At 64.7% G+C, this 21068-nt stretch carries 14 protein-coding genes; 9 read left to right on the top strand and 5 right to left on the bottom strand.

The genetic code is table 11. The features are described from left to right. The first annotated feature begins 49 nt into the window (after nt 1-49). On the top strand, nt 50-820 hold the full coding sequence (locus tag QSJ34_RS12800; protein WP_285575826.1) for a slipin family protein: 771 nt from the start codon (nt 50-52) through the stop codon (nt 818-820). A 75-nt stretch (nt 821-895) separates the two neighbouring features. Here the strand turns inward: QSJ34_RS12800 and acpA are convergent, their stop codons facing one another. The 3 genes from acpA to QSJ34_RS12785 all read right to left on the bottom strand — a co-directional run bounded on the left by acpA (nt 896) and on the right by QSJ34_RS12785 (nt 5661). After that, nucleotides 896-2512, bottom strand: coding sequence for an acid phosphatase (gene acpA / locus QSJ34_RS12795; RefSeq protein WP_420798856.1), 1617 nt, complete (start codon nt 2510-2512; stop codon nt 896-898). A gap of 72 nt (nt 2513-2584) precedes the next feature. Then, nucleotides 2585-4549 carry a transglutaminase TgpA family protein gene (locus tag QSJ34_RS12790; protein ID WP_285575822.1) on the bottom strand — a complete coding sequence of 655 codons (1965 nt, stop codon included), beginning with the start codon at nt 4547-4549 and terminating at the stop codon, nt 2585-2587. Further along, a complete protein-coding gene (locus QSJ34_RS12785; protein WP_285575820.1) occupies nt 4540-5661 on the bottom strand; it encodes an anhydro-N-acetylmuramic acid kinase in 1122 nt (373 codons plus the stop codon). The genes QSJ34_RS12790 and QSJ34_RS12785 overlap by 10 nt, the downstream gene beginning before the upstream one ends. 69 nt (nt 5662-5730) lie before the next feature. On the opposite strand from QSJ34_RS12785, the gene QSJ34_RS12780 reads away from it, so the two are divergent. Together QSJ34_RS12780 and QSJ34_RS12775 are read left to right on the top strand one after the other, a co-directional pair. Then, nucleotides 5731-6339 carry a hypothetical protein gene (locus QSJ34_RS12780; protein ID WP_285575818.1) on the top strand — a complete coding sequence of 203 codons (609 nt, stop codon included), beginning with the start codon at nt 5731-5733 and terminating at the stop codon, nt 6337-6339. A gap of 202 nt (nt 6340-6541) precedes the next feature. Next, entirely contained in the window at nt 6542-9280 is a 2739-nt protein-coding gene (locus QSJ34_RS12775; RefSeq protein ID WP_285575816.1) for a TonB-dependent receptor, read from the top strand. Nucleotides 9281-9334: 54 nt separating this feature from the next. On the opposite strand, the gene gatC is transcribed toward QSJ34_RS12775, so the two are convergent. Then, the gene (gene gatC / locus QSJ34_RS12770; protein ID WP_285575813.1) at nt 9335-9619 is read right to left on the bottom strand and encodes an Asp-tRNA(Asn)/Glu-tRNA(Gln) amidotransferase subunit GatC; all 285 of its coding nucleotides are present in this window, start codon (nt 9617-9619) and stop codon (nt 9335-9337) included. Nucleotide 9620: 1 nt separating this feature from the next. Next, nucleotides 9621-10643 carry a tRNA (adenosine(37)-N6)-threonylcarbamoyltransferase complex transferase subunit TsaD gene (gene tsaD / locus QSJ34_RS12765; RefSeq protein WP_285575811.1) on the bottom strand — a complete coding sequence of 341 codons (1023 nt, stop codon included), beginning with the start codon at nt 10641-10643 and terminating at the stop codon, nt 9621-9623. Between the two features lie 24 nt (nt 10644-10667). Between tsaD and priA the strand changes: the two genes are divergently transcribed. The 6 genes from priA (at nt 10668) to QSJ34_RS12735 (ending at nt 21046) form a co-directional block, all read left to right on the top strand. Beyond that, nucleotides 10668-12938 carry a replication restart helicase PriA gene (gene priA / locus QSJ34_RS12760; protein WP_285575809.1) on the top strand — a complete coding sequence of 757 codons (2271 nt, stop codon included), beginning with the start codon at nt 10668-10670 and terminating at the stop codon, nt 12936-12938. A 143-nt stretch (nt 12939-13081) separates the two neighbouring features. Then, nucleotides 13082-13852, top strand: coding sequence for a type II secretion system protein (locus tag QSJ34_RS12755; RefSeq protein ID WP_285575807.1), 771 nt, complete (start codon nt 13082-13084; stop codon nt 13850-13852). Continuing rightward, the gene (locus QSJ34_RS12750) at nt 13852-14379 is read left to right on the top strand and encodes a prepilin-type N-terminal cleavage/methylation domain-containing protein (protein WP_285575804.1); all 528 of its coding nucleotides are present in this window, start codon (nt 13852-13854) and stop codon (nt 14377-14379) included. The genes QSJ34_RS12755 and QSJ34_RS12750 overlap by 1 nt, the downstream gene beginning before the upstream one ends. Next, nucleotides 14372-15574, top strand: a complete 1203-nt coding sequence (locus QSJ34_RS12745) for a PilW family protein (RefSeq protein WP_285575803.1) — start codon at nt 14372-14374, stop codon at nt 15572-15574. The genes QSJ34_RS12750 and QSJ34_RS12745 overlap by 8 nt, the downstream gene beginning before the upstream one ends. Nucleotides 15575-15584: 10 nt before the next feature. After that, entirely contained in the window at nt 15585-16193 is a 609-nt protein-coding gene (locus tag QSJ34_RS12740) for a hypothetical protein (protein WP_285575802.1), read from the top strand. Between the two features lie 17 nt (nt 16194-16210). Then, nucleotides 16211-21046: a pilus assembly protein gene (locus tag QSJ34_RS12735; protein ID WP_285575800.1), complete on the top strand. Its 4836-nt coding sequence runs from the start codon at nt 16211-16213 to the stop codon at nt 21044-21046. The last annotated feature ends 22 nt before the right edge of the window (nt 21047-21068 follow it).

Raw genomic sequence — 21068 nt, 5'->3', positions numbered from 1 at the left:
GGATATGAGGATGCAGGGGTAGACTTCCCTCGTCCTCCTAGGAGATCTCATGGATGCACTCCTCACCTCCTTCGGCTGTTTCGGCCCGGTGGCCCTCTTCGCGCTGATCTGGGCGCTGAGCTGCCTCAAGGTCATCAACGAATATGAAAGGGCTGTCGTCTTCACCCTCGGCAAGGTCAACAACACGCCCAAGGGGCCGGGCCTGGTCTTCATCTGGCGGCCCTTCCAGAAGGCCGTGCTGGTCTCGCTGCGCACCACGGTGCTGGAGGTGCCGAGCCAGGACATCATCACGCGGGACAACGTGAGCCTGAAGGTGAGCGCCGTCGTCTATTCGCGGGTGCTCGATCCCAAGCAGGCCATCATCGGCGTCGAGAACTACTACTACGCCACCAGCCAGATCGCCCAGACGACGCTGCGCTCGATTCTAGGCGAAGTGAGCCTGGACGAGCTGCTGGCGGACCGCGAAAAGCTCAGCATGCGGCTGCGGGAGATCATCGACCGCTCCACCGAACCCTGGGGCGTGGAGGTGAACAGCGTCGAACTCAAGAGCGTGGATCTGCCCGAGCAGATTCAGCGCGCCATGGGCAAACAGGCCGAGGCCGAGCGGGAAAAGCGCGCGAAGATCATCGCCGCCGAAGGCGAGCTGATGGCTTCCCAGCAGTTGCTGGAAGCCGCCGACAAGATCAGCCAGAACCCCACTGCCATTCAGATGCGCTACCTGCAGACCCTCACGGAAATCGCCGTGGAGAAGAACAGCACCATCGTTTTCCCGCTGCCCATGGAACTCATGAAGGCCTTCGAGAAGTTCACGGGAAAGTAGAGGTTCATCTTCCGTCAACGAAAGAGGCCGCTCCTTTGAGCGGCCTCTTCTTCGTCGGGATCCGGAGGTTCAGGATCAGGGCTTGGTGAAGTCGAAGGCGTTCGTGAGGTCACCGGCATTGGCGCGCACGCCCGCCAGGGGCTTGAGGTTGAAGCGGCGCGTGATGAACTTCAGGATCGACGTGGTGTCGTACATCGTGGTGTCCACGTAGCCGGTCTTGGCGTAGGGGGAGATGATGATGGTGGGCACGCGGGTTCCGGGCCCCCAGCGGTCGCCCTTGGGCGGCGCCACGTGATCCCAGAAGCCGCCGTTCTCGTCGTAGGTGACGATGATGGCCATCTTCTTCCACTGCGGGCTGGCCTGGAGCTTGGCGATCACGCTGGCGATGTGGGCGTCGGAGGTCGCCACGTCCGCGTAGCCCGGATGCTCGTTGACGTCGCCCTGAGGCTTGTAGAAGACGACGGGGGGCAGGGTTCCGTTGGCGGCGTCTGAGAGCAGATCCTCATAATCCTTCAGGTGGGCGGCGCGTTCGGCGGCGCCGTTGGCGGTGGTGGGATCGAACCGCACGTGGTAGTTGAAGGGCTGATGGTGAGGCTCGAAATCAGGCTGGCCGGGGTTTTCGGTCCAGATGATCTGGTAGTTCTTGCTGTCGGTAACCGTGAGGCCTTCCTGCAGCGCGGCATTCCACAGGCCCGCGTACCACTTCCAGTTGATGTTCTGGGCCGTGAGCGTATCGCCGATGGTCGTCACCCCCGTGATCGGAGGCAGCACGGCGGAACCTTCGTAGGCGTCGCCCGCGGGATTCGCAAGACGCCAGTCCTGGCCGGGCGCCGCGGGCGCGGCGCTGGGCTGGTAGGGCGGGAGGATGGTGTTGATGGCATAACCATCAGGGGACACGCAGCCATCCTGGGTGAACTTCACCGCACCCTTGGTGACGCTGGTGGGCGAGGTGGGATCGATGGCCAGGTTCCCGTTGGCGTCCAGCACGGCCTTCAGGTTCGCGGGGGCGTTGGGGTACTGGGGCGCGGCGGCGGCGATGAGGAACTGGTGGTTCAGGAAGGAGCCGCCGAAGGCGCCCTGGAAGAAGTTGTCGCACAGCGTGTACTGCTGGGCGAGCTTGAACATGGGCAGGCTGGAACCGTCGTAGTAGCCCATGGAGAGGCCGCCCCGGTTGGAGTAGGCGGCATACATGTTGTTGGCCCCGCCGTTGATCTGCATCTGATCCTGGTAGAAGCGGTGCACCAGATCGGGCGTGACCACGTTGGAGCCGGCGCTGATGGGGGCCGCATCCAGGCGGTAGGGCAGGTTGGGGAGGCTGCTCACCTTGCTCCAGGTAGGGTCAGCAGTGCTGCCCCAGACCGCGGGGAGGTTGGCCAGCACTGTCTTTCCGTCGAGGTCCACCTGCTGGTACAGGGCGGGTGTCTTCAGGGCGTTGGCGATGCCGTTCGCGCCTGGGAAGGTGCCGTAGAGGTTGTCGAAGGAACGGTTTTCGCCGTAGATCACCACCACGGTTTCGATTTTGGAGGTGACGTCCGCAGCCGCCGTCGGCGAGCTGGTTTTGGTCGAGCCTCCGCAGGCCAGCAGCCCGAGGAGCCCGATGCAGGCGAGGAGCGAAGCATGGGGCGGTTTTCGGTGGAGTCGGTGCAGGGGTGCCAAGAGGCCTCCGAAATGGGGACAGGTAGGTGTCGCCATCCAGGTGTACTTGGCGGTTGTGACAGCGGATTGATAGGACGGTGCCATTTTCGGACACGGGTCGAATCCTGCTCAGGCGGGCGGTTTCCACCCGCGCCATGCAGCCGCCTCGGCCTTCGCTTGATCGACGGCCGTGGCGTTTCCCGAGCCGTAGGCCTGGGCATCCACGCTGTCGGCCAGCTGGCGGAGCGCCTCCAGTCGCTCGGGCCGGAGGGCGCTCAACCGCATCAGCCAGGTGCGGGCCGTTTCGCCTGGGAGAGGCGGCGCCTGGCGGCGTGTGCTCAGCAGCATCGGGCGCAACGCGCGGATGCGGGCCGGGGATGGCGCCTCGGGCTGCCAGCGATCGCGCGTGCGCCAGAGTGCCCACGCGACCACCATCAGGCCGAGGGCGGCCAGGACCGGAGTCTTCGGGGTCTTCCAGTGCCACTCCCAGTCCTGCATCCGTGTCTGGATCCACGACAGGCCGGTCTGCTGGTCCTGGTCCGAAAAGCGCACGACATAGCGATCCCAGCGGTAGGCGAGGGCGTCCAGCCAGCGGGTGAAGACACCCAGATCCTCGGATCTGGCGCCCCCCGCCGCGGTCCCGATGGGGGTGGGATCCGCCGTCCACCAGCGGCCCTCGTGCCAGTACTCCACCCAGCTGTGGGCCTCGTTCTGGCTCACGCGGAAATAGCCGCCTTCGGGAATCCAGGGGCCCAACCGGTAGCCGTTGACCACGCGGGCGGGCACGCCCCGGGCTCGCAGCATCAGGGTCATGGCCGAGGCGAAGTATTCGCAGTGACCGGCCTGGGTCCGCTCCAGGAAATCCTCGAGCGGGTTGGCGGCCTTTCCGGAAGGATTGTCCAGAGTGTAAGTGAAGTTCCGCAGCGCCTGTTCCAGCGTGCGGGCGAGCTGGGGAACGGGGAGGATGCTGGGCGCGAAGCGGAAACTGGCGCGGCGCGCGGCCTCGTGGGATGGTTCCAGATGGGTGAGGAGATCCAGGCGGCGGGTCGATAGCCGCGCCTCCCGCGGCTCGGCCTGCGCCGGATTCCAGACCACGGTGATGGGCGTGATGCGGGCCCGGAAGAACTGCCATCGCGCGCTGGCGCCCGGCCCCTGCATGAGCGGCAGATCCGGCGGTTCGAGCCGCACGCGGCCCGTGGGCAGGGCCAGGATGCCGTAGGGGTTCGAGGTGTAGAGGAATTCGGCGCGCTTCTCCTCGGGACCGCGATCGGGAGGAAGGTTCAGGGAGGGCGTCAGCACGGCGGGTTCCCAGCGCTGGTCCCTCACGGATTCCAGGGTGATGCCCCGGAGCAGTTCCAGGCCGCGGATCCAGCCGGGATCGCGGGTCGGATCGATGCCGGGGGGAGGCGTGATCCGCAGGGCGACGTCCGGATTGGGATCGATGGGGCCGTTCCCCGACAGGTCCAGCCGGTCGCTGAGGCCCGCCTGGCCGAAGGGGGTGGAGGTGCCGGGAAGGAAGCGGGGCCGGAGTCCCACGTTCAGACGGGGCATGATGAGGAAGAAGCCGGTGCCCAGCAGCAGGGCCGCTCCCATCCAGAGCGGCACCCGGCCGAAGGGGGGCCGGGACAGGGAGCCCCGCCGCAGCGCGGCCGAGGGCTCCCAGCTCTGCTGAAGCAGGGCCCAGGCGGCGGTGGTGAACCATCCCAGCGTCCAGACGAGGAAGCTCGCATCGGTGGGGCCCATGGCGGTGGACAGGAAGAGCAGGAAGCTCATGAGCACCAGCTGGCGCTGTTGAGCCGCTTCCCTGGGCAGGACCAGACGCACGCCCGCGAGCAGGAACAGGGTGTGGATGGCCGCGGTGAAGAACCCGTGCCCGCGCGCGAGCTGGCCGAGGAAATAGAGCAGGGCGCCGACCTCGAGCCAGCGATGATGGCGGCTCACATCCCAGCGCCGCACCTCCACCGCGGCGGCGGCAAGGAGGGGCATCCCCATGAGGGCCAGCTCACCGGGCTCGTAGATGCCCATGGACAGCGTGGCGCCCCAGGCCACCCAGAGGGGCAGGTGGTCGATCCACCGGGCCCACCTCAAGGCCACACCCAGCTCCCCAGCACCGCCGCACGCGACGCGCCGGTGACCTCCGGCAGGTTGCCCGGAATCCCCAGGGCGCTGGCGGCACCCAGCAGGGCCCAGCTCACGGCTTCCCTCGCGCCGGAGGGGAAGGTGGCATCGTCTTCCAGGCCCAGGGCAAGGCGGGCCTCCAGCTCGGCGCGCAGGCGGCGGTGGCGCGCCCCGCCCCCGCTGACGAGAGCCTTGGTTCCCGGTGGCCATGGGGCGAGCCGCGCGGCTTCGAGGGCGACGGAGGCGGCGGTGAAGGCCGCCAGCGTGGCCAGCCGATCAGCCAGGGGAAGGGCCTCGAGCGCAGGGGCTTCGGCGTTTATCCAGGCTTCGCCGAACATTTCCCGACCCGTGGATTTGGGAAGCGATGCCTGGAAGTAGGGATGGGCGAGCCAGGCCTTCAGCAGGGGCTCCGCGACCTGGCCCGACGCGGCGGAACCTTCGGGGTCGAAGGGCCGTCCCAGCCAACGCTGCGCGGCGAGATCCAGCAGGGACATGCCGGGTCCCGTGTCCCAGGCCCGGGTGCGTTGCCCGTCCCACCAAGTGAGGTTCGCGATGCCGCCGAGGTTCAGGGCCATCCAGGGATCGGCCCCGTGGAGCCAGCGTTCGGGCAGGGGCACCAGGGGCGCGCCCTGGCCGCCCAGCGCCAGATCGCGGCGCCGCAGGTCCCACACCACGGGACAGTCCAGGGTTTCGGCCAGCACGTAGGGATCCGCCAACTGGAGGCTCGCGCCCTCGGCGGGGTGGTGCTGGACGGTCTGGCCGTGCAGGGAGGCCAGGTCCGGCGCCAGGTGGAGCGTCTCGCACAGATGCCGCGCGGCGCGCGCGTGGTGGTCGCCCAGGCGCCGCTGAAGCACGCATAGGCCGGCGGGATCCAGCCGGTTGGAAGCGGCCGCGAGCACCTGGTCGCGGAGCGGGCCAGGATAAGGTTCCGCGTGGTGTTGCAGGAGGCCGCGGAAGGGGCGCCCGCCTTCGAAACCGAAGGGATCCACCTCGATGGCGACGGCATCCACGCCGTCGGCGCTGGTGCCCGACATCAGGCCCAGCACGCGCCAGGGCCGGTCCTCGGGGATCAGGATGCGGGGCTGCATGCTGCTGATGATGCCACCAAGTACCGCCTGCCGGCCGATTCGGGGTACCCTGGGGCGCCGGGGGTTCCCATGACGATGTTGTTCGTGCTTCTCATCATTGGCGCCGTGATCTATTTCGCGATGCGCGGCAAACGGGACCAGCCCGAGCAGCTCGGCGCCTCGCGCCGCGCCCTTCCCACGGGGCCTCTCGAACCTCACGCCTTCCCGTGCCCCTATCCCAAGTGCCCCACCTGCGGCGCCTCGGGCGACAAGATGAAGCAGGACTGGGACGGCCTGCGGGCGGTGAAGTGGACCTGTGGCTACTGCGGCGCCCTGGCCGGCGTTCAGACGCTCAAGGATGAGGAATTGCCGCCTTCGGCGCGTCGCCTGCTGGGCCTGGACGCGCCGGCGCAGGGTTCCATGCCCATGCAACAGGGCGGCTACGGCCAGCCCGGCGGGGGCATGGGTGGCCTGCTGACCGGCATGATGATCGGCAGCATGATGGGCGGCGACCATCACCATCACGACCACATGGGAAATGGCGATGCCGACGGCTGGGGCGGCGGTTCCTCCGACCGGTCCTCCAGCGACTGGGGTGAGTCCGATGCGGGCTCCGGCGACTGGGGCGATTCCGGTGGCGGTGGCGGCGATTGGGGTGGCGGTGACTCGGGGGGCGGTGACTCCGGCGGAGACTGGTAAACCCGAACACGGCTGCGCTTCGCCGAGGGCGGGGCGGATTCGCCCGGAAGGGAAGGGACCTCAGGCCGTGTATTGGCGATGTGAATATCGCCATACACGGCCTGAAATTTTCGTTGATTCATCTGATGGCTTGGCCATGATGGGTCCACTTTCTCTTTCATGTCGGCCGCCTGGGGGTGGCCATTCTTCGGGAGCGGCCACAATGAGCCGTCGCTTGCGATATCTGTCCTTCCTTCTCGCATCCGGGGCCGTGCTGTCGGCCCAGACCACGGGCGGCCTGCAGGGGCGCGTGCTCGACCCCAAGGGCCGGCCAGTGGCCGGTGCCAAGGTGGTTCTCAGCGGCCCCTCCTTTCAGGGCGGCCGGAGCGTGATGACCGATGAATCCGGCGCGTACCGGATCGGCTTGCTTCCCCCTGGGCCCTGCACCATCACGGCCACGAAGGAAGGGCTGAACACGGCCAAGGTTCAGGCCCAGATCGGCCTCGATCACACGGCCACCGTCGACATCGTCATGAACGCCGTGGCCTCGGCGGTGGTGGAGGTGACCGAAACCAGCACCGCCGTCGATATGAAGGCCACCACGACGGGCGCCAACTTCACCAGCGAATCGATCCTGAACCTGCCCACCACCCGCGACTTCGCCAACATCGCCCTGCTCTCGCCCGGCGTGACCCAGGACAACGTCGGCTTCAAGGTCTACGGGGCCTCCGGTGCGGAGAACAACTTCGTGGTGGACGGCATCAACACCACCAACGTGGAGTTCGGCACCCAGGGCAAGAAGATCCCCCAGGAGTTCATCCAGGAATTCCAGGTCAAGACCGGCGGCTACGAGGCGGAGTACGGCAAGGCCACGGGCGGCATCATCAACGTGATCACCAAGTCCGGCGGCAACGAGTTCTCGGGGGATGTCTTCGCCTACTCCGAAGGCCAGTTCTTCAAGAGCGGGAACGAACACGTCAATGATGAGAACCTGCGCTTTAAACCCCTCCTCCTGGAGAACAAGACCACCGAGTTCGGCTTCGATGTCGGCGGCCCCATCATCAAGGACAAGCTCTGGTTTTTCGCCGCCTATGACCGCCGTACGAACAAGCAGGAATCCCAGGTCCGGGTGCTGGGAGACGACTTCGGAATCAAGGCGCCCAGCGATTCCACGCGGGACCTCTACGCCGTCAAATTGACCTGGAAGTTGGCCGATAACCAGACCCTCATCGCCTCGGTGCTGGGTGATCCCGAAAAGGTCACGGGAGCCGTGAAGGACCCCCAGGGGCCGTCCTCCACCTGGGAAGGCGAGCACAAGATCGGCGGCACGGACCTGAGCCTGCGTTATGAGCTGACGGGGCAATCCTGGTTCGTCCAGCTGCAGGGCAGCCAGCACGAGGAGAAGAATTCCATCCTGCCCGGGGCGGACGGGGCCTCGGTCATCCAGTTCGTGGACAACAACACGGGCCGGAACAGCGGCGGCTTCGGCCGCTACGACGACAAGGACTTCACCCGCACGAACCTTGCAGGATCGGCCACCTGGTATCTCGGCTCCCACGAACTGAAGGGCGGCTTCGACCTCCAGACCGACAAGGCCACCATCAACCGGGGCTATTCGGGCGGCCAGCAGGTCACCCTCATGTCCGACGATGGGCTGAACACGCCCACATCCAGGGTCTACACCCACTACTACTGGACCATCGCGGGTTCGGACGTGAATAACGCGCCGAGCATCATCTTTCATGCCTCGCCCAAGCACGAGAGCGCGGGCTACTTCGTGCAGGACAAGTGGGATGTCACGCCCTCTTTCACGCTGAACCTCGGCGCCCGCCTGGACACCACCAAGATCAAGGACCAGCACGGCGTCACCAAGATCGAGCTCAGGGACCAGTGGGCGCCGCGACTGGGCCTCATCTGGGACTGGGCGGGGAAGGGGCAGGACAAGGTCTACCTGAGCCTTTCGCGGTTCTATGAGCAGGTGCCCCTGGATCTGGTGATCCGCTCCTTCAGCGACGAAAGCAATCCGCTGATCTTCAACTACAGCCCCACCAGCATGACGCCCAACCCCGCCGCGGGCACCAGCGCCATCGTCGGCTCCTACATCGAACCCGTGGATCCTGATATCAAGGGCCAGTATTCGGATGAACTCATTCTCGGCGCCGAAACCACGGTGGCGTCCAACTACATTCTGGGGGCCAAGTACATCCGGCGGTACATGGGTCGCGCCATCGAGGATTCGCTGGACGTGAACAGCACCACGGGCGACTACTTCATCATGAACCCCGGCTTCAGCCAGACGGGCAAGCAGTACCCCCGCGCCGTGCGCGACTACAAGGGTTTCGAAGTGAGCGTGAAGCGCAAGCTCGCGGATCACTTCACCTGGCAGGCCTCGTACCTCTGGAGCCAGCTGGACGGCAACTACGAGGGCGCCTACCAGGGCGTGGGTGGGCCGGATGGCACGGGACAGCTGGATCCGAACATCAATTCCGCCTTCGATGAACCGGCCTTCGTCGTCAACAGTGCGGGACGGCTCAGCGGGGACCGCACCCACCAGGTCAAGGGCAACGGGTTCTACGAGTGGGAGTTCGGGCTCTCGCTCGGCGCCTCGTTCACCTACGCCACGGGCACGCCCATCAACCGCCTCGGATTCGCGGACCAGGTGCAGCCCTTCCCCTACAACCGCTACGAGCTGTTCCTCACCCCCCGCGGCAGCGAAGGGCGCACCGCGGACACGACACGGCTGGACCTGAACCTGGGCTATTCCTTCAAGCTCACCAAGCAGCAGCAGCTCCGCCTCATGCTCGACATCACCAACGTGCTCAACAGCCAATCCGCCCTCACCGTGGACCAGCGGTACAACTTCAGCGGCCTCGACGTCGGCCAGACCAACCAGTATTTCAAGGTTCCGACCACCTTCCAGGCCCCGCGCTCCGTGCGGCTGGGCCTGCGCTACAGCTTCTGATCCCTTTCAAATGCGGACCGGACGGCCCTTTCGGGGGCCGTTCCGCTGTCTGGGCTACAGCACCTTCGGCACCACGAAGAAGCCCCGGTCCTGTTCCGGCGCGTTGGACAGGGCCTCGGCCTGGGTGAAGGTCTCACGGGGCACGTCCTCCCGGCGGGGCAGGGGACGGCCCAGTCCCGCGACCATGGGTTCGACCTGATCGAGCGGCAGCTCATCCAGACTGGCCGCATGGGTGAGCATCTGCGTCATGGCCTGGCGCATGGGCTCGATCTCCTCCTCGCGAAGGCTCAGGTGGGCCAGCTTGGCGCAGCGCAGCACATCCTCTCGGGTCACTTCCATCTCAGACTCCCAGCTTCAGATCCGCATCGGCATTCTGATCCCAAGGCTCGGCCCCGGGTTCCAGCAGCGCACCGGCGGAGGCGATCATCGCGCCATTATCCGTGCAGAGGCGCGGCTCGGGGATGGCCAGTCTCAGGCCCAGGCGGGCGGCCATGGCGGCGGCGTCGGCCCGCAGCCTGGAATTGCAGGCCACCCCGCCGCTGATCACCAGGCTGCGGGCGCCGTGCTCGGTCGCCAGATCGGGAACCGGCTTCAGCAACCAGGCGGAGATGGCCTCCTGAAGGCTGCGGCAGAGGCCCTGCACTTCGGGATCCGACGCACCGGCCTCAGCCAAGCGGGGATCCCGCTCCACTCGAAGCTTCACGCCGGTCTTGAGACCGGAGAAACTCCAGGAGGCCTTGCCGTCCCGGAATTTGGGCGGTGTGAAGGGATCGGCCGCCTTGGGCGCGGCCTGGGAGCAGGCGTCCACCAGCGGGCCGCCGGGGTAGCCCAGGTTCAGCATGCGGGCCGTCTTGTCGAAGGCTTCACCCGCGGCGTCGTCGCGCGTCTTCTGCAGCAGGTGGAGCGAGGTCCAGTCCTTCGCGAGGTAGAGATGCGTGTGGCCCCCGGAGACCAGCAGCACCAGGGCCGGAAAGGCCAGATCGGGCGCGGCGAAGCGCGCGGCGTTGAGGTGCCCCAGCAGGTGGTGGACGCCCACCCAGGGGATCTGGTGGCGCCAGGCCACGGCCTTGCTGGCGCTGAAGGTGGCGAGCAGGCTGCCCACGAGGCCCGGGCCCCGGGTGACGGCGATGCGGTCCAGTTCCTCCAGTCCGATGCCCGCCTGGGCAAGGGCGCTCGCCATCACGGCGCGCACCTGCAGAAGGTGTTCGCGGGCCGCGAGCTCTGGCACCACGCCGCCGAAGGGGCCGTGGATGGCATCCTGGCTTTCCCGGACGAGCGAGCGGAGTTGCGGGCCGGTGGCCGTCTCCTCCACCACGGCGGCGGAGCAGTCGTCGCAGGAAGATTCGAGACCCAGGACCAGCATGAGCCAAGTGTATCCTGGCCAACCATGAACCTCGTCCCCACGCGCGTCCAGCTGAACCGCCCCCTGCCTCCCCTCACCTACCTGGCCCCGGAGGGGCTGCCCGCGGGCGTGAGGGTGCGCGTGAAGGTCCGGAACAGCCTTTCCTTCGGCCTGGCCATGGGGGCCGATCCCGCCCCGCCCGCGGCAAAGTTGCGGCCCATCGAAGCCGTGCTGGATCCCTTTCCCCTGCTGCCGCCGAAGCTGCGCGAGCTGCAGTCCTTCGCCGCCCGCTACTACGGCTGCCTCGAAGCCCACCTGCTGCCCCTGAGCCTGCCCCAGGCCCTGCTTCCCCACTGGGAGGCCGACGAGGATGGACAACGGTTGTCCTTTCACCGCGAGCGCGGCGCCTGGGACGTACTGGCCGATCTCGGCGAAGCCTGGCACCGCGACCCCTCCATCCTGCCCACACTGCTTCACCGCTCGGCCCTGCGGGGATCCGGCTTCACCGAAGTGCGCCTCACGGGCCAGCCCCATCCGCCCCGCGTGACGCCGGCCCAGGCGAAGATCCTGCTGGCGCTGGAAGAGGCCGGTGGCGCGCTGATGGAACCTGAATTGCTGGAGAGCGCAGGTGTGGGCGCCTCCGTGCTGGGAACCCTGGAAAAGCGCGGGCTGGTGGCGCGCATGAAGCGGGTGGACCTGCTGGCCCAGCGTCGCGAAGCGGGAACGGACCGGACCGTGACCCTGAACGCCGAGCAGCAGACGGCCCTGGACGCGGTGCCGCTGGGGCATTTCGGGGTCCACCTCCTCCAGGGCGTCACGGGTTCGGGCAAGACGGAGGTCTACCTCGCGTTGGCGGAGCGGGCTCTGGCCGAGGGACGCAGGGTGCTGTGGCTGGTGCCGGAAATCGGCCTCACCTCGCGCCTGCTCGATCGCCTGGAGGCGCGCTTTCCCGGCCGCGTCGCCGTGGGGCACGCGGGGCTCAACGCGGGCGAGAAGCACGGCGACGTCGTGCGTCTCCTCTTCAACGGCGCGGACATCTTTGTCGGCGTCCGGAATGCCGTGCTGGCGCCGCTTCGCGACATCGGGCTCATCATCGTGGACGAGGAGCACGAGGGCTCGTACAAGTCGGAGGAGCATCCCCGCATCCATGCGCGCGACCTGGCCATCAAGCGGGCGCAGCTCGAAGGCTGTTCCATCGTGCTCGGCAGCGCCACGCCCAGCCTGGAGAGCTGGCAGGCGGCCCAGAGCGGGCGCTACCACCTGCTGCAGCTGAAGCAGCGGCCCGCGGGCATCACGCTGCCCAAGGTCGAGATCGTCGATCTGAGGGAGACCTACCGGAAGATGCGGCGCAAGGTGATCATCGCACCGCCCCTGATGCAGGCCCTGGCCGAAACCCTGGCCAGGGGTGAGCAGGCCCTGCTCCTGCTGAACCGCCGCGGGTACGAAAACTTCTGGATGTGCCGGGCCTGCGGGAAGACGCTGGGTTGCCCGCATTGCGCCATTTCGCTCACCTATCATCGCGGGGATTTCCGCCTGCGGTGTCACCTCTGCGGGCACGAGACCGTACCGCCCGAGGCTTGCCCCGACTGCGGCGCCGATCACCTGCGCGGCGTGGGCGAGGGCACCGAGCAGGTGGAGGAGCACCTGAACCAGCTCTTCCCCGGGGCCCGCATCCTGCGCCTGGACCGTGATACGACACGGCGCCGGGGTTCCCTGGAAGCCGGCCTTCTCGCCACCGAGGCCGGCCACGTGGACATCCTCGTGGGCACCCAGATGCTGGCCAAGGGGCACACCTTTCCGGGACTCACGCTCGTGGGCGTGCTCAACGCGGATCAGGGGCTCAAGGTGGCCGATTTCCGGGCTTCGGAGCGCACTTTCCAACTGCTCACCCAGGTCGCGGGCCGGGCCGGGCGCGCGGAACTTCCCGGCCGGGTGATCCTCCAGACCTATTCGCCCGAGCACCCGGCCATCACCTTCGCCCTGGCCCAGGACTTCGAAGGCTTCGCGGCCTCGGAACTGCCCTTCCGCGAGGGCTTGGGCTACCCGCCGTTCACGGCTCTATCCCTTTATCGGGCGGAAGCAGACACGCTGCGCGAAGCCCGGGAGGCCCTGGAGGCTTTTCGACAGCGATTGTCGGTTCCAGGTCTGCGGGTGCTCGGACCGCTGGAGGCCCCGGTGCCGAGGATCAAGGATCGCTGGCGCATGCATCTGCTCCTGAAGGGCAGCCGCGGGGTTCTGGGCGAAGTGCTCGCCCGCCAGCCCCTGGATCCGGCGGGAGCCATCAGCCTGGACCGGGATCCCATCCAATTTGGGTGATGTATAAAAAATATACACTCACCTCAATCCCATCCCGACATCGGCTCTTGCCCTTTGCCCAAGTGTTTACACTGGAAGAAATAATATTCAGATAAGACAAGCGCCAGATTTGTCGAATCTTGAATCCATCGAAAGGGTTCGCCATGACCACCCATCCTAGGGGCCGAGTCGCATCAGGCTATTCGCTGATCGAGCTGCTCGTGGTGCTCGCCATCGTGGGCATCCTCAGCATCGTCGGTGTGACGATGATCGGAAACCGGCAATCCGGGGCCGTACGCTCGCTGCTGGATGAAATGGAAGGTGTCCTGTCCAATGCCCACAAATCGGCGACCGCCACGGGCGCGGATGTGGCCATCGTGACTTGGGGTACCTGGGATACCACCACGCCCTTCAGGGTGGCTCACGGTGTCGCGTCGCTCAAGGACACGGATATCCAGACCACGGCCAACAACCTGCTGGCGGGCACGCCTCCGGATGCGGCCCTGGGTGCCGCCGGGCAGACCGTGGCCGTTCCCTTTAGCTTTCAGCCGGGAGATCCCAGCCAGATGCGGGCCCGCATCGTCTCGTTGGGCTCGACGCAGTGGACGAATGTGATGCTCCCCACGGCTTCGGGGACGAAGAACCAGGTGCTCACGGAGGTGGAGCCGTTCAAGACCGGGCCCATGACGGGCCTGCTGGATGACGCGAACAACCTTTTCACATTCTCATCCACCCTTCGCCGGTTCGTCATCAGCGGCAGCAACAAGCGTTTCGCCAGCACCATCATTATTCCGGTGGTCGGGACCAACACCAACGGCGGGGCCCTTCCCGGAGGACCCATGGGCATGATCGTGGTGCTCGGCAACGGCGGCTCCATCTACAAGTTCTACAACCCAGGAATCAGGGATTCCGATGGGCAATGGAGGAGAATCTGATGCGCGCGCATCCTCGAATCGTCATCCCTAGGCGAGGGCAGGCCGGATTCAGCATGGTGGAAATGCTGATCACGGCTTTCATCATGGCCGTCGGAATCCTCGGGCTCACCATGCTGCAGGTGATGTCCATGAAGGCATCCCGCGGCAGCCGCAGTCTCACGACGGCGGTTCTGGTGGGCGAGCACCTGATGGACCGGGTCGAGATGGAGGGCCGTCTCAGCTGGCTCAACATCAGCAATACGGATTCGAAAACGGCCTCGAACGCCGACCTGCCGAGCCTTACCTACGTCACCCTCGCCGATGGCACGAGCCTGAACAACTACTTCGACCTCAACGGCGATGCGGTCGCCGCGACGGATGCAGCCAAGTTCTACACGGTCACCACGACACGGACGGCCTTGGCGCCAGCCGCCTTTGGCTCCTTGTCCGATTTCACGGTCGAGGTCAATTTCACGGACCAGGTCGACAAGTCCGGGACGAAGATCAACCGCAAGGTCTCGCTGGCTAGGAGGGTCGTCCATGGCTAAGCGCCGTCTTCGCTTCGCCGAACAGGGCTTCTCCCTCGTGGAGCTGCTGATCGCCCTGTTCTTCACCATGGTGCTCATGGCGGGCATGGCCAATGTTTTCAAGGCCAGCCTTTCCACCTACTACACCTCAGGAGAAACCCTCTCCAGCGTGCGCCGCAACCGCATGTCGGTGGATCTGCTGATTGATGATCTGAACACCTCATGCATGTACCTGACGGATCTCTCGACCACGCCTACCGTGAGTGCGGCTGTTCCCCCGTTCTACATCCTGCCCAACATGCCCATCCAGAAAGATGGCGCGCCTGTGCCCAGCACCAATGACCCGGCCACGGCCGACGAACTTTACTTCTACATGGACCAGGCCCTTGGTTTCGAAGGAACGCTTGGGACCGTGGCACCTCAGCGGACGGCTTCGGAACTGGTGGTTGCAGGTGTAGCACCGACGGTGGCAGACAATACTTACACCATCAACTGTTCTGATAATGCGTCCTACGCGAAACTGGTGGCGAAGGGCCAGGTCTTCATCTTCAAGGATTCCTGGGAGGCCGCCTACATTCAGGATATCCCCAACGCGCCCACTGGGAGCTCGGTCACCGTGGTCGCGGGCCCGGCGCCGAACGCCGCGGTGACGGGTGTGGGGTCGGCGGGGCTTCCGGCCAAGGCCAAGCATCTCCCCCAGAGTGGGGTTGTGTTTGTCCAGCCAGCCCAGATGGTCCGCTACCGGATCCAGATCCTGAACCTGGACCCCGCCAACCCCAACGGAATCCCCTGCCTGGTGCGCGACCAGGGGAACTACGACCCCACCACCTTCACGGCCACGGCGCCCCAGCAGGTGATCGCGGAGAACGTCTCGGGGTTCAAGGTGTACATGAGCACCAATGCGGGCACCTCGTGGGCGGGGATGCAGGCGAGCGGAACCCCGGCGACCTACACGGGATTCACCAACGGATGGGATCAGGGCATTCGCGCGGAAGTGGATGCCCAGCTCGCGGCCTCCGGGCGCCCGGACTTCAAATCGACCCGGTCGACGGAGCATTGGATCCGTTCCGTGCCCACGTTGATCCGGGTGGATGTCACCACGCGCACCGCCACCCAGCGCACGGAATACTCGGCGGCCGGGAATACGCTGGCGTACCGAAACCTCACCCAGAGCCTGGTCTTCGTGCCTCGGCATTCTGGTCTGCCCCTGAACTGAAAGGCTCGCCATGCTTCGTTCCAGACAGCGTGATCTGCAAGATCCTCAAGCGGGTGGCGTCACCATCATCGTGGCGCTCATGCTCCTCGTGCTGCTCACCGTGGCGGCCGTGGCCATGTCCCGGAACTCCCTCCGGGAGATCGTGACCTCGGGTTTCACCCGGCAGGGGGCCATGGCCCGGAACGTCGCCGATTCAGGCATCGAATGGTCCGTCTACTGGATCACCAGCAATAACAGCGCGGTCGCCACCGGAACCGCGGCGAAGGTGGGTGCCGAACAACTCGCGCTCCTGCGGGATGACACTTTGGCGGGCCGGGCCAAGAACATCATGGATGGGTCTGATTACGTCCCCGGCGGAACCCTGAACACGGTCATGAGCTTGCCCGGACCCACTGGCGTTACGCAGGGGTTCACCATCGGACTGACTCGCATGGGGAAGCTGCCCATCGTCGACATGAGCCAGGGCGCGGGCACGGGCGCATTCACGCCCGCCTCAGGCGGCCCCCAGTTGCTGGCTCCCGACCTCTGGGCCGTCCGGTCTGACGCCCAGGTCCAGCAGGGCGGCATGACTTTCATCCACGCGAAAGAGGCGTGGGTTTCCACCGCTGTCCGACAATAGTTCCGAGGAGCTGAGCGATGTTCAGATTCGACCGCAATTTCCTTCGAGCTTTCCTGGGCCTGATGCTTGGTTTTGCCGCGCTCTGCCCGCTCCAAGCCCAGCTGGATACGAGGCTGCAGGCCACCAAGACGGACTTCCTGGACCTCTATCAGAAGTCCACCACGGCGGCCCTGAAGCCTGAGGTCGTCACGGTCTTCGACTTCTCGGGGTCGATGGAAGCGCTCATGTTCCATCCGCTATACCAAAATTTGGATCGGGATGATAACAACAACACGCAGAACATGTCGTTTACGCTCGTTCCTGATACACCAGCGAATAACACATATACCATTACCGCCACCTCCGCCCAGAACAGCCGTGTATGGGCTTCGGTGGATCTCACGGTGAACAGCTCCGGCAACGTGACTGTTTCAAACCGGCAGCATAGCTACCTATATCCAACCATGCGCACGAGCAACAACATTTCAACGGGCAGTTCGGATATTTCCGTCTCTGGAACATCGGGAACCATCACCCTGAGTTGGACGGTTTACATCACGAACAACTCAACTAGCAATCCAATGCATTTCGGAGATACCTGGAGCAGTTCTCCGACTTCGACATTGAGCCCGTCGACGCATACCAACGATGTGACTGTGTCCAGAGGTTCTTCTGCGTCGCGGACCAACACCACGACTTGGACCGTCCCTTCCTATAACAGCACCGGGACTCCTGCTTATGTGACTAGTACCCTGTATGCGGACGGAGTTTCACCCGTGTTCGTGGGTCTTGTAACCCCGCAGGGAACGCTGGTGGATGCAACTCTCGCGGACAGTGCAACCGGCACCATGTCAGGCGTCAGCGCCAACCCCAAACATAGTGATATCCGAAATTGGGTGCGCGCCGCGAGCCATGCTCGGTACTATGCCATGGTCAATGGCGATAAACGCACTATCGATATCCCCATTCCCTGGGAGATCACGGATGCCAATTCCACGGGCAACCCGCTGAGTTCCCGCAAGGTTCTGGATCAGATTGTCCGCAAGAATGTCACCTATGGCAGCGGCCTGCAGATGGAGCTGGATTCGACCTACACCCTCAACAATGGTGACAACGTCCTGTCTGCCAATTCCACCACCACCACCCTCAATATGGTGTCCCATCGGACGGACTACATGGGCTGGCTCTTCACGGCCACCTATGCCAACGGGACCTACTCCAACTTCTCCAAGAAGTACATCATCTACGATGCGGCCGATAAGAGCCTTGTTCCCAATCAGCTCGATGTCAGCTGGGGGCAAGGGTGGGGGGCTGCTGCAGCGGGTCATAGCATCTACGTACCAAAATTCAGCGATGTCGATGGCTCGTATGTAACCGATGTTACGGCGGATGCTTCAGTCAATATCGTCCCGGGCATGTCCCGCATCCAGGCCGTGAAACGAGCGGCCATTGAAACCTGGATCCAGAACCAAGCCTCCGTCCTCTGGGCCTTCCGCTTCCTGGATCCCACTTCGGAAGGGGCGCCGAACGGCACCAACATTCACAATAATTCAGCGACCACCATGAATGTTACGGCGGGCGTGCCGACGAGCGCACAGACCGGACGCGATTCCGGGTGGAGCCTGCTGAACAATACGGCGGCCCAGGGCATCAATTCCACCACGGGAAATTCCGTGACGAACATGAAGCGGATCGCCATCCTAACCGCGGGCAATTCCACACCCTTGACCTACGCCACCGCCAACGCCCTGGCCCAGTTCAACGATCCCAACAACGTGTTCAGCGCCATCGAAACGGGCAATGATGCGCCTTCCACGTGTATGAGCCACTTCCTCATCGTGTTCACGGACGGCAACGACAACAACAATTCCGGCACGCTGAATCCGAACGCTACGACACCCTATATCCTCAACGGCGCCGTCAACCCCCTGAACGGGAATCAACAGGTCATCAAGTACCCGACCTCCATCGACCGTTTAGGCAGCTGGTGGAACATCTTCAACTTTGCCGCCGTCGCCGCCCACATGGCGGATACCTCCCTGGGCACCAACCCCGGCGTGGATTACCTGGCCGCCACTCAGGCTGCGGCCGGAACCTCCGCCACCCCGCACTCCTTCCTTCCCTTCGCGATCAAAAAGCGTGGCTCAGTCGATTTCGGCTCCGCGGGACACCGCGTGACCACCATGACGGTGGGCGTGAGTCTGGGCGGATATTACGCGGATGATGAAACGGCCTACCCGGTCAGCGGCAAACGCGCCCTCTACCGCGCCGCGCTGCTGGGAGATCCTTCCATCACATCGGGAGCCGTGACGAGTTTCCATGGTTTCGACCCGGCCTCGGATTGGATCGTGAATCCCGCGGATCCGGCGGATTACCCGGATGTCGGCCTTCGGAAAACCGGGGCCACCTACTTCTTCGACGGTTCCAATCCCGAAAAGTTGGCCCTCATGCTACAGCGCGCCATCCAGGCCACCCAGCAGCCGGCCAACATCAATTCGACCAGCAACCCGAACCTGCCCTTCATCGGGGCGAGCCTCGGCAAGCAGATCTACCTGGGCAAGTTCGTGCCACCCAGCACCGGCGGGCCCATCTGGTCGGGTGACCTGCTCATGTTCGCCACGAAGGAAGTGAACAGCCAAACCCAGATTATCGATAGCGCTGGGAATGCGACGACGACCCTGGATTCCACGACGGCCCAGTGGTCGGCCGGTGCGGCCCTGTTCAACAACCGGCTTTGGAGCGCCCGGAAACTGTACACTCGGCTCCCGGGTGATTCGAACACAGCCGAAAAAGGCTTCACGACCTTCAGTGATACCGGTACGGCTTTCACCGCCATCAAGGGCGAGATCATGACCAAGGGGCCGGATGGCACCACCAGTCCGACCACGGGGCCGTACCCTTCGGTGGCCCGTTCCCCGGCCGTCGACGACCCAACCAAACAGGCCGTCATCCAGAAGGCCATGGGCGCGGATTTGAAGAGCACCCCGGATCCATCAACGGGCAGGCCGACGGCCAACCGCGCCAACATCATGGGCGACGTGATCGATTCCAATCCTGCCGCCATTCCCTACACCATGACGGACAGCCTGAAGGGCCAATTCACCACGGCCCTCTCTACCCTCAATGGTGATCGGTTCCGGCTGGTGCTGGTGGGAACGAACCAGGGCTGGCTGCATGCTTTCGGTGAGGTCACCAAGGACACCACCATCGTCGACGGCTCGGGCGTCAGCCAGACCCTCGTGAAGGGGGCCGTGGATGAACTGTGGAGCTTCATGCCGACGGATTTCCTGGGCCAGCTGGATTACGTGTACGGCAACTCCAGCGGGAATCCCCACCGTTTCCTGGTGGACGGCGCGCCGCTGATCTATCACCTCGATTTGCCACCCTCCACCGGTGGCAGCGGCAACGGCACCGTCGACAGTACCGAACGGGCCATCGCGATCATCGGTCTGAAAAAAGGTGGCCGCAGCTATTACGCCATCGATATCCATGACCCGTTCAATCCCTCTTTGAAATGGTCGCTTTGCCCTGATGAAGTCGCCTACTTCCCCAGTTCCCGCATCGCGGCTGGTGGCCCCCCGCTGACCACCGTCAAGAACGTTCTGGGGACCATGGGCTTCTCGACCGCGAGCCCAGCGCTCGGCCGCGTGCTCTTCAACGGGGTGGTGCGTGATGCCGTGTTCTTCAGCGGCGGCTACAGTACCCCGGATGTCGAAGCCAATTTCAAGGACATCAATGGTGTTGCCACGAAGCTGGGGCGTTCGGTGCTCGCGCTGGATGTTTACACGGGCGAGGTCCTTGCTGCCGTGGACATGACCACGATCAGTTCCACGATCAACTGCATCCCCGCGGGTGTGGTTCCCTTTGAGTTCTTCGTGAATTCAGGCATGGCCCAACGGGCCTACTTCCTGGATTACGGAGGCGGCTTGTGGAGCTGGGGCTCAGGGCTGACCAATGCCTCCGGGGCCTTCAAGGATTACCGGAATGACTCGTCGGATCTGGCCATGTGGACTGCCGACGGTACGTCCACCGGTACTTCCAGTGTGCGGAAAGTCGCCGCGGACGGTTCGGGGAACAATGCCAAGTACACCACGCTTCCCGCCCCCTTCCGAGTGGGCACCTTCCTTGGTAACGGTAAAACGGTCAGTGGCGTGACGGCTCCGACGCCCGCGGCGGTGGGTGTGGCCATGATCAGCGGAGACCGCAACAACCCCGTCGACCTTCAGTACACCTCTGGAGTCGGGAGCAACCGGCCCACGGGCCATCGGCTGACGGTGGTGTTCGATCGGCAGGACAGCAAGGCCTGGAATCTGGATAGCACGGGAATCCAGGACACCAATCTGATCAATTTCAGCAGCCAGACGGAACCTCCAGGGACCGGGACCACCCAGAGCAAACTCATCACCCCTGGATCGGATACCTTCTACCTCACCAATGGCGGAAGCCCTTATTTCGGTTATTACATCTCCCTGCCCGGGGTAGGACCGTCGCCGGACTACTTCGTCCCCAAGGGCATCACCGAGCCCATCGTCGTCGCAGGAAGCCTTTTCTACTCCTACTTCAAGCCGACGACGGTGGATGTCTGCTCCGGTGGAGATGGCACAACCTACAGCAACCTGATCTGCGACGTGTACCGTCCCATGGCCAGTGATTCGCGTACCAATGTCACGTGCAACAGCGGCAATCAGACTACCTGGTCCGGCGTAGCTTCGACCTTCATGGCGTATGGCACCCGAGGGGTCATTCAGGGCGGTGCGACACCGGTGGCGAATCCGCCCATCGGCGCTTCGAAAACGGCGCTCTCCCTCAAGACCATTGTGGGTCGGCAGACCCAGCAGTACCCCAAAGCCCGCGTCTGGCGCACCGTTCACTAGGTTTTAGGCGATGAATGAATCA

The organism is Geothrix limicola (assembly GCF_030268085.1).
In the GTDB taxonomy this organism is placed as follows: Bacteria; Acidobacteriota; Holophagae; order Holophagales; family Holophagaceae; genus Geothrix; species Geothrix limicola.
This window is presented reverse-complemented; position numbering and strand designations above follow the sequence as displayed.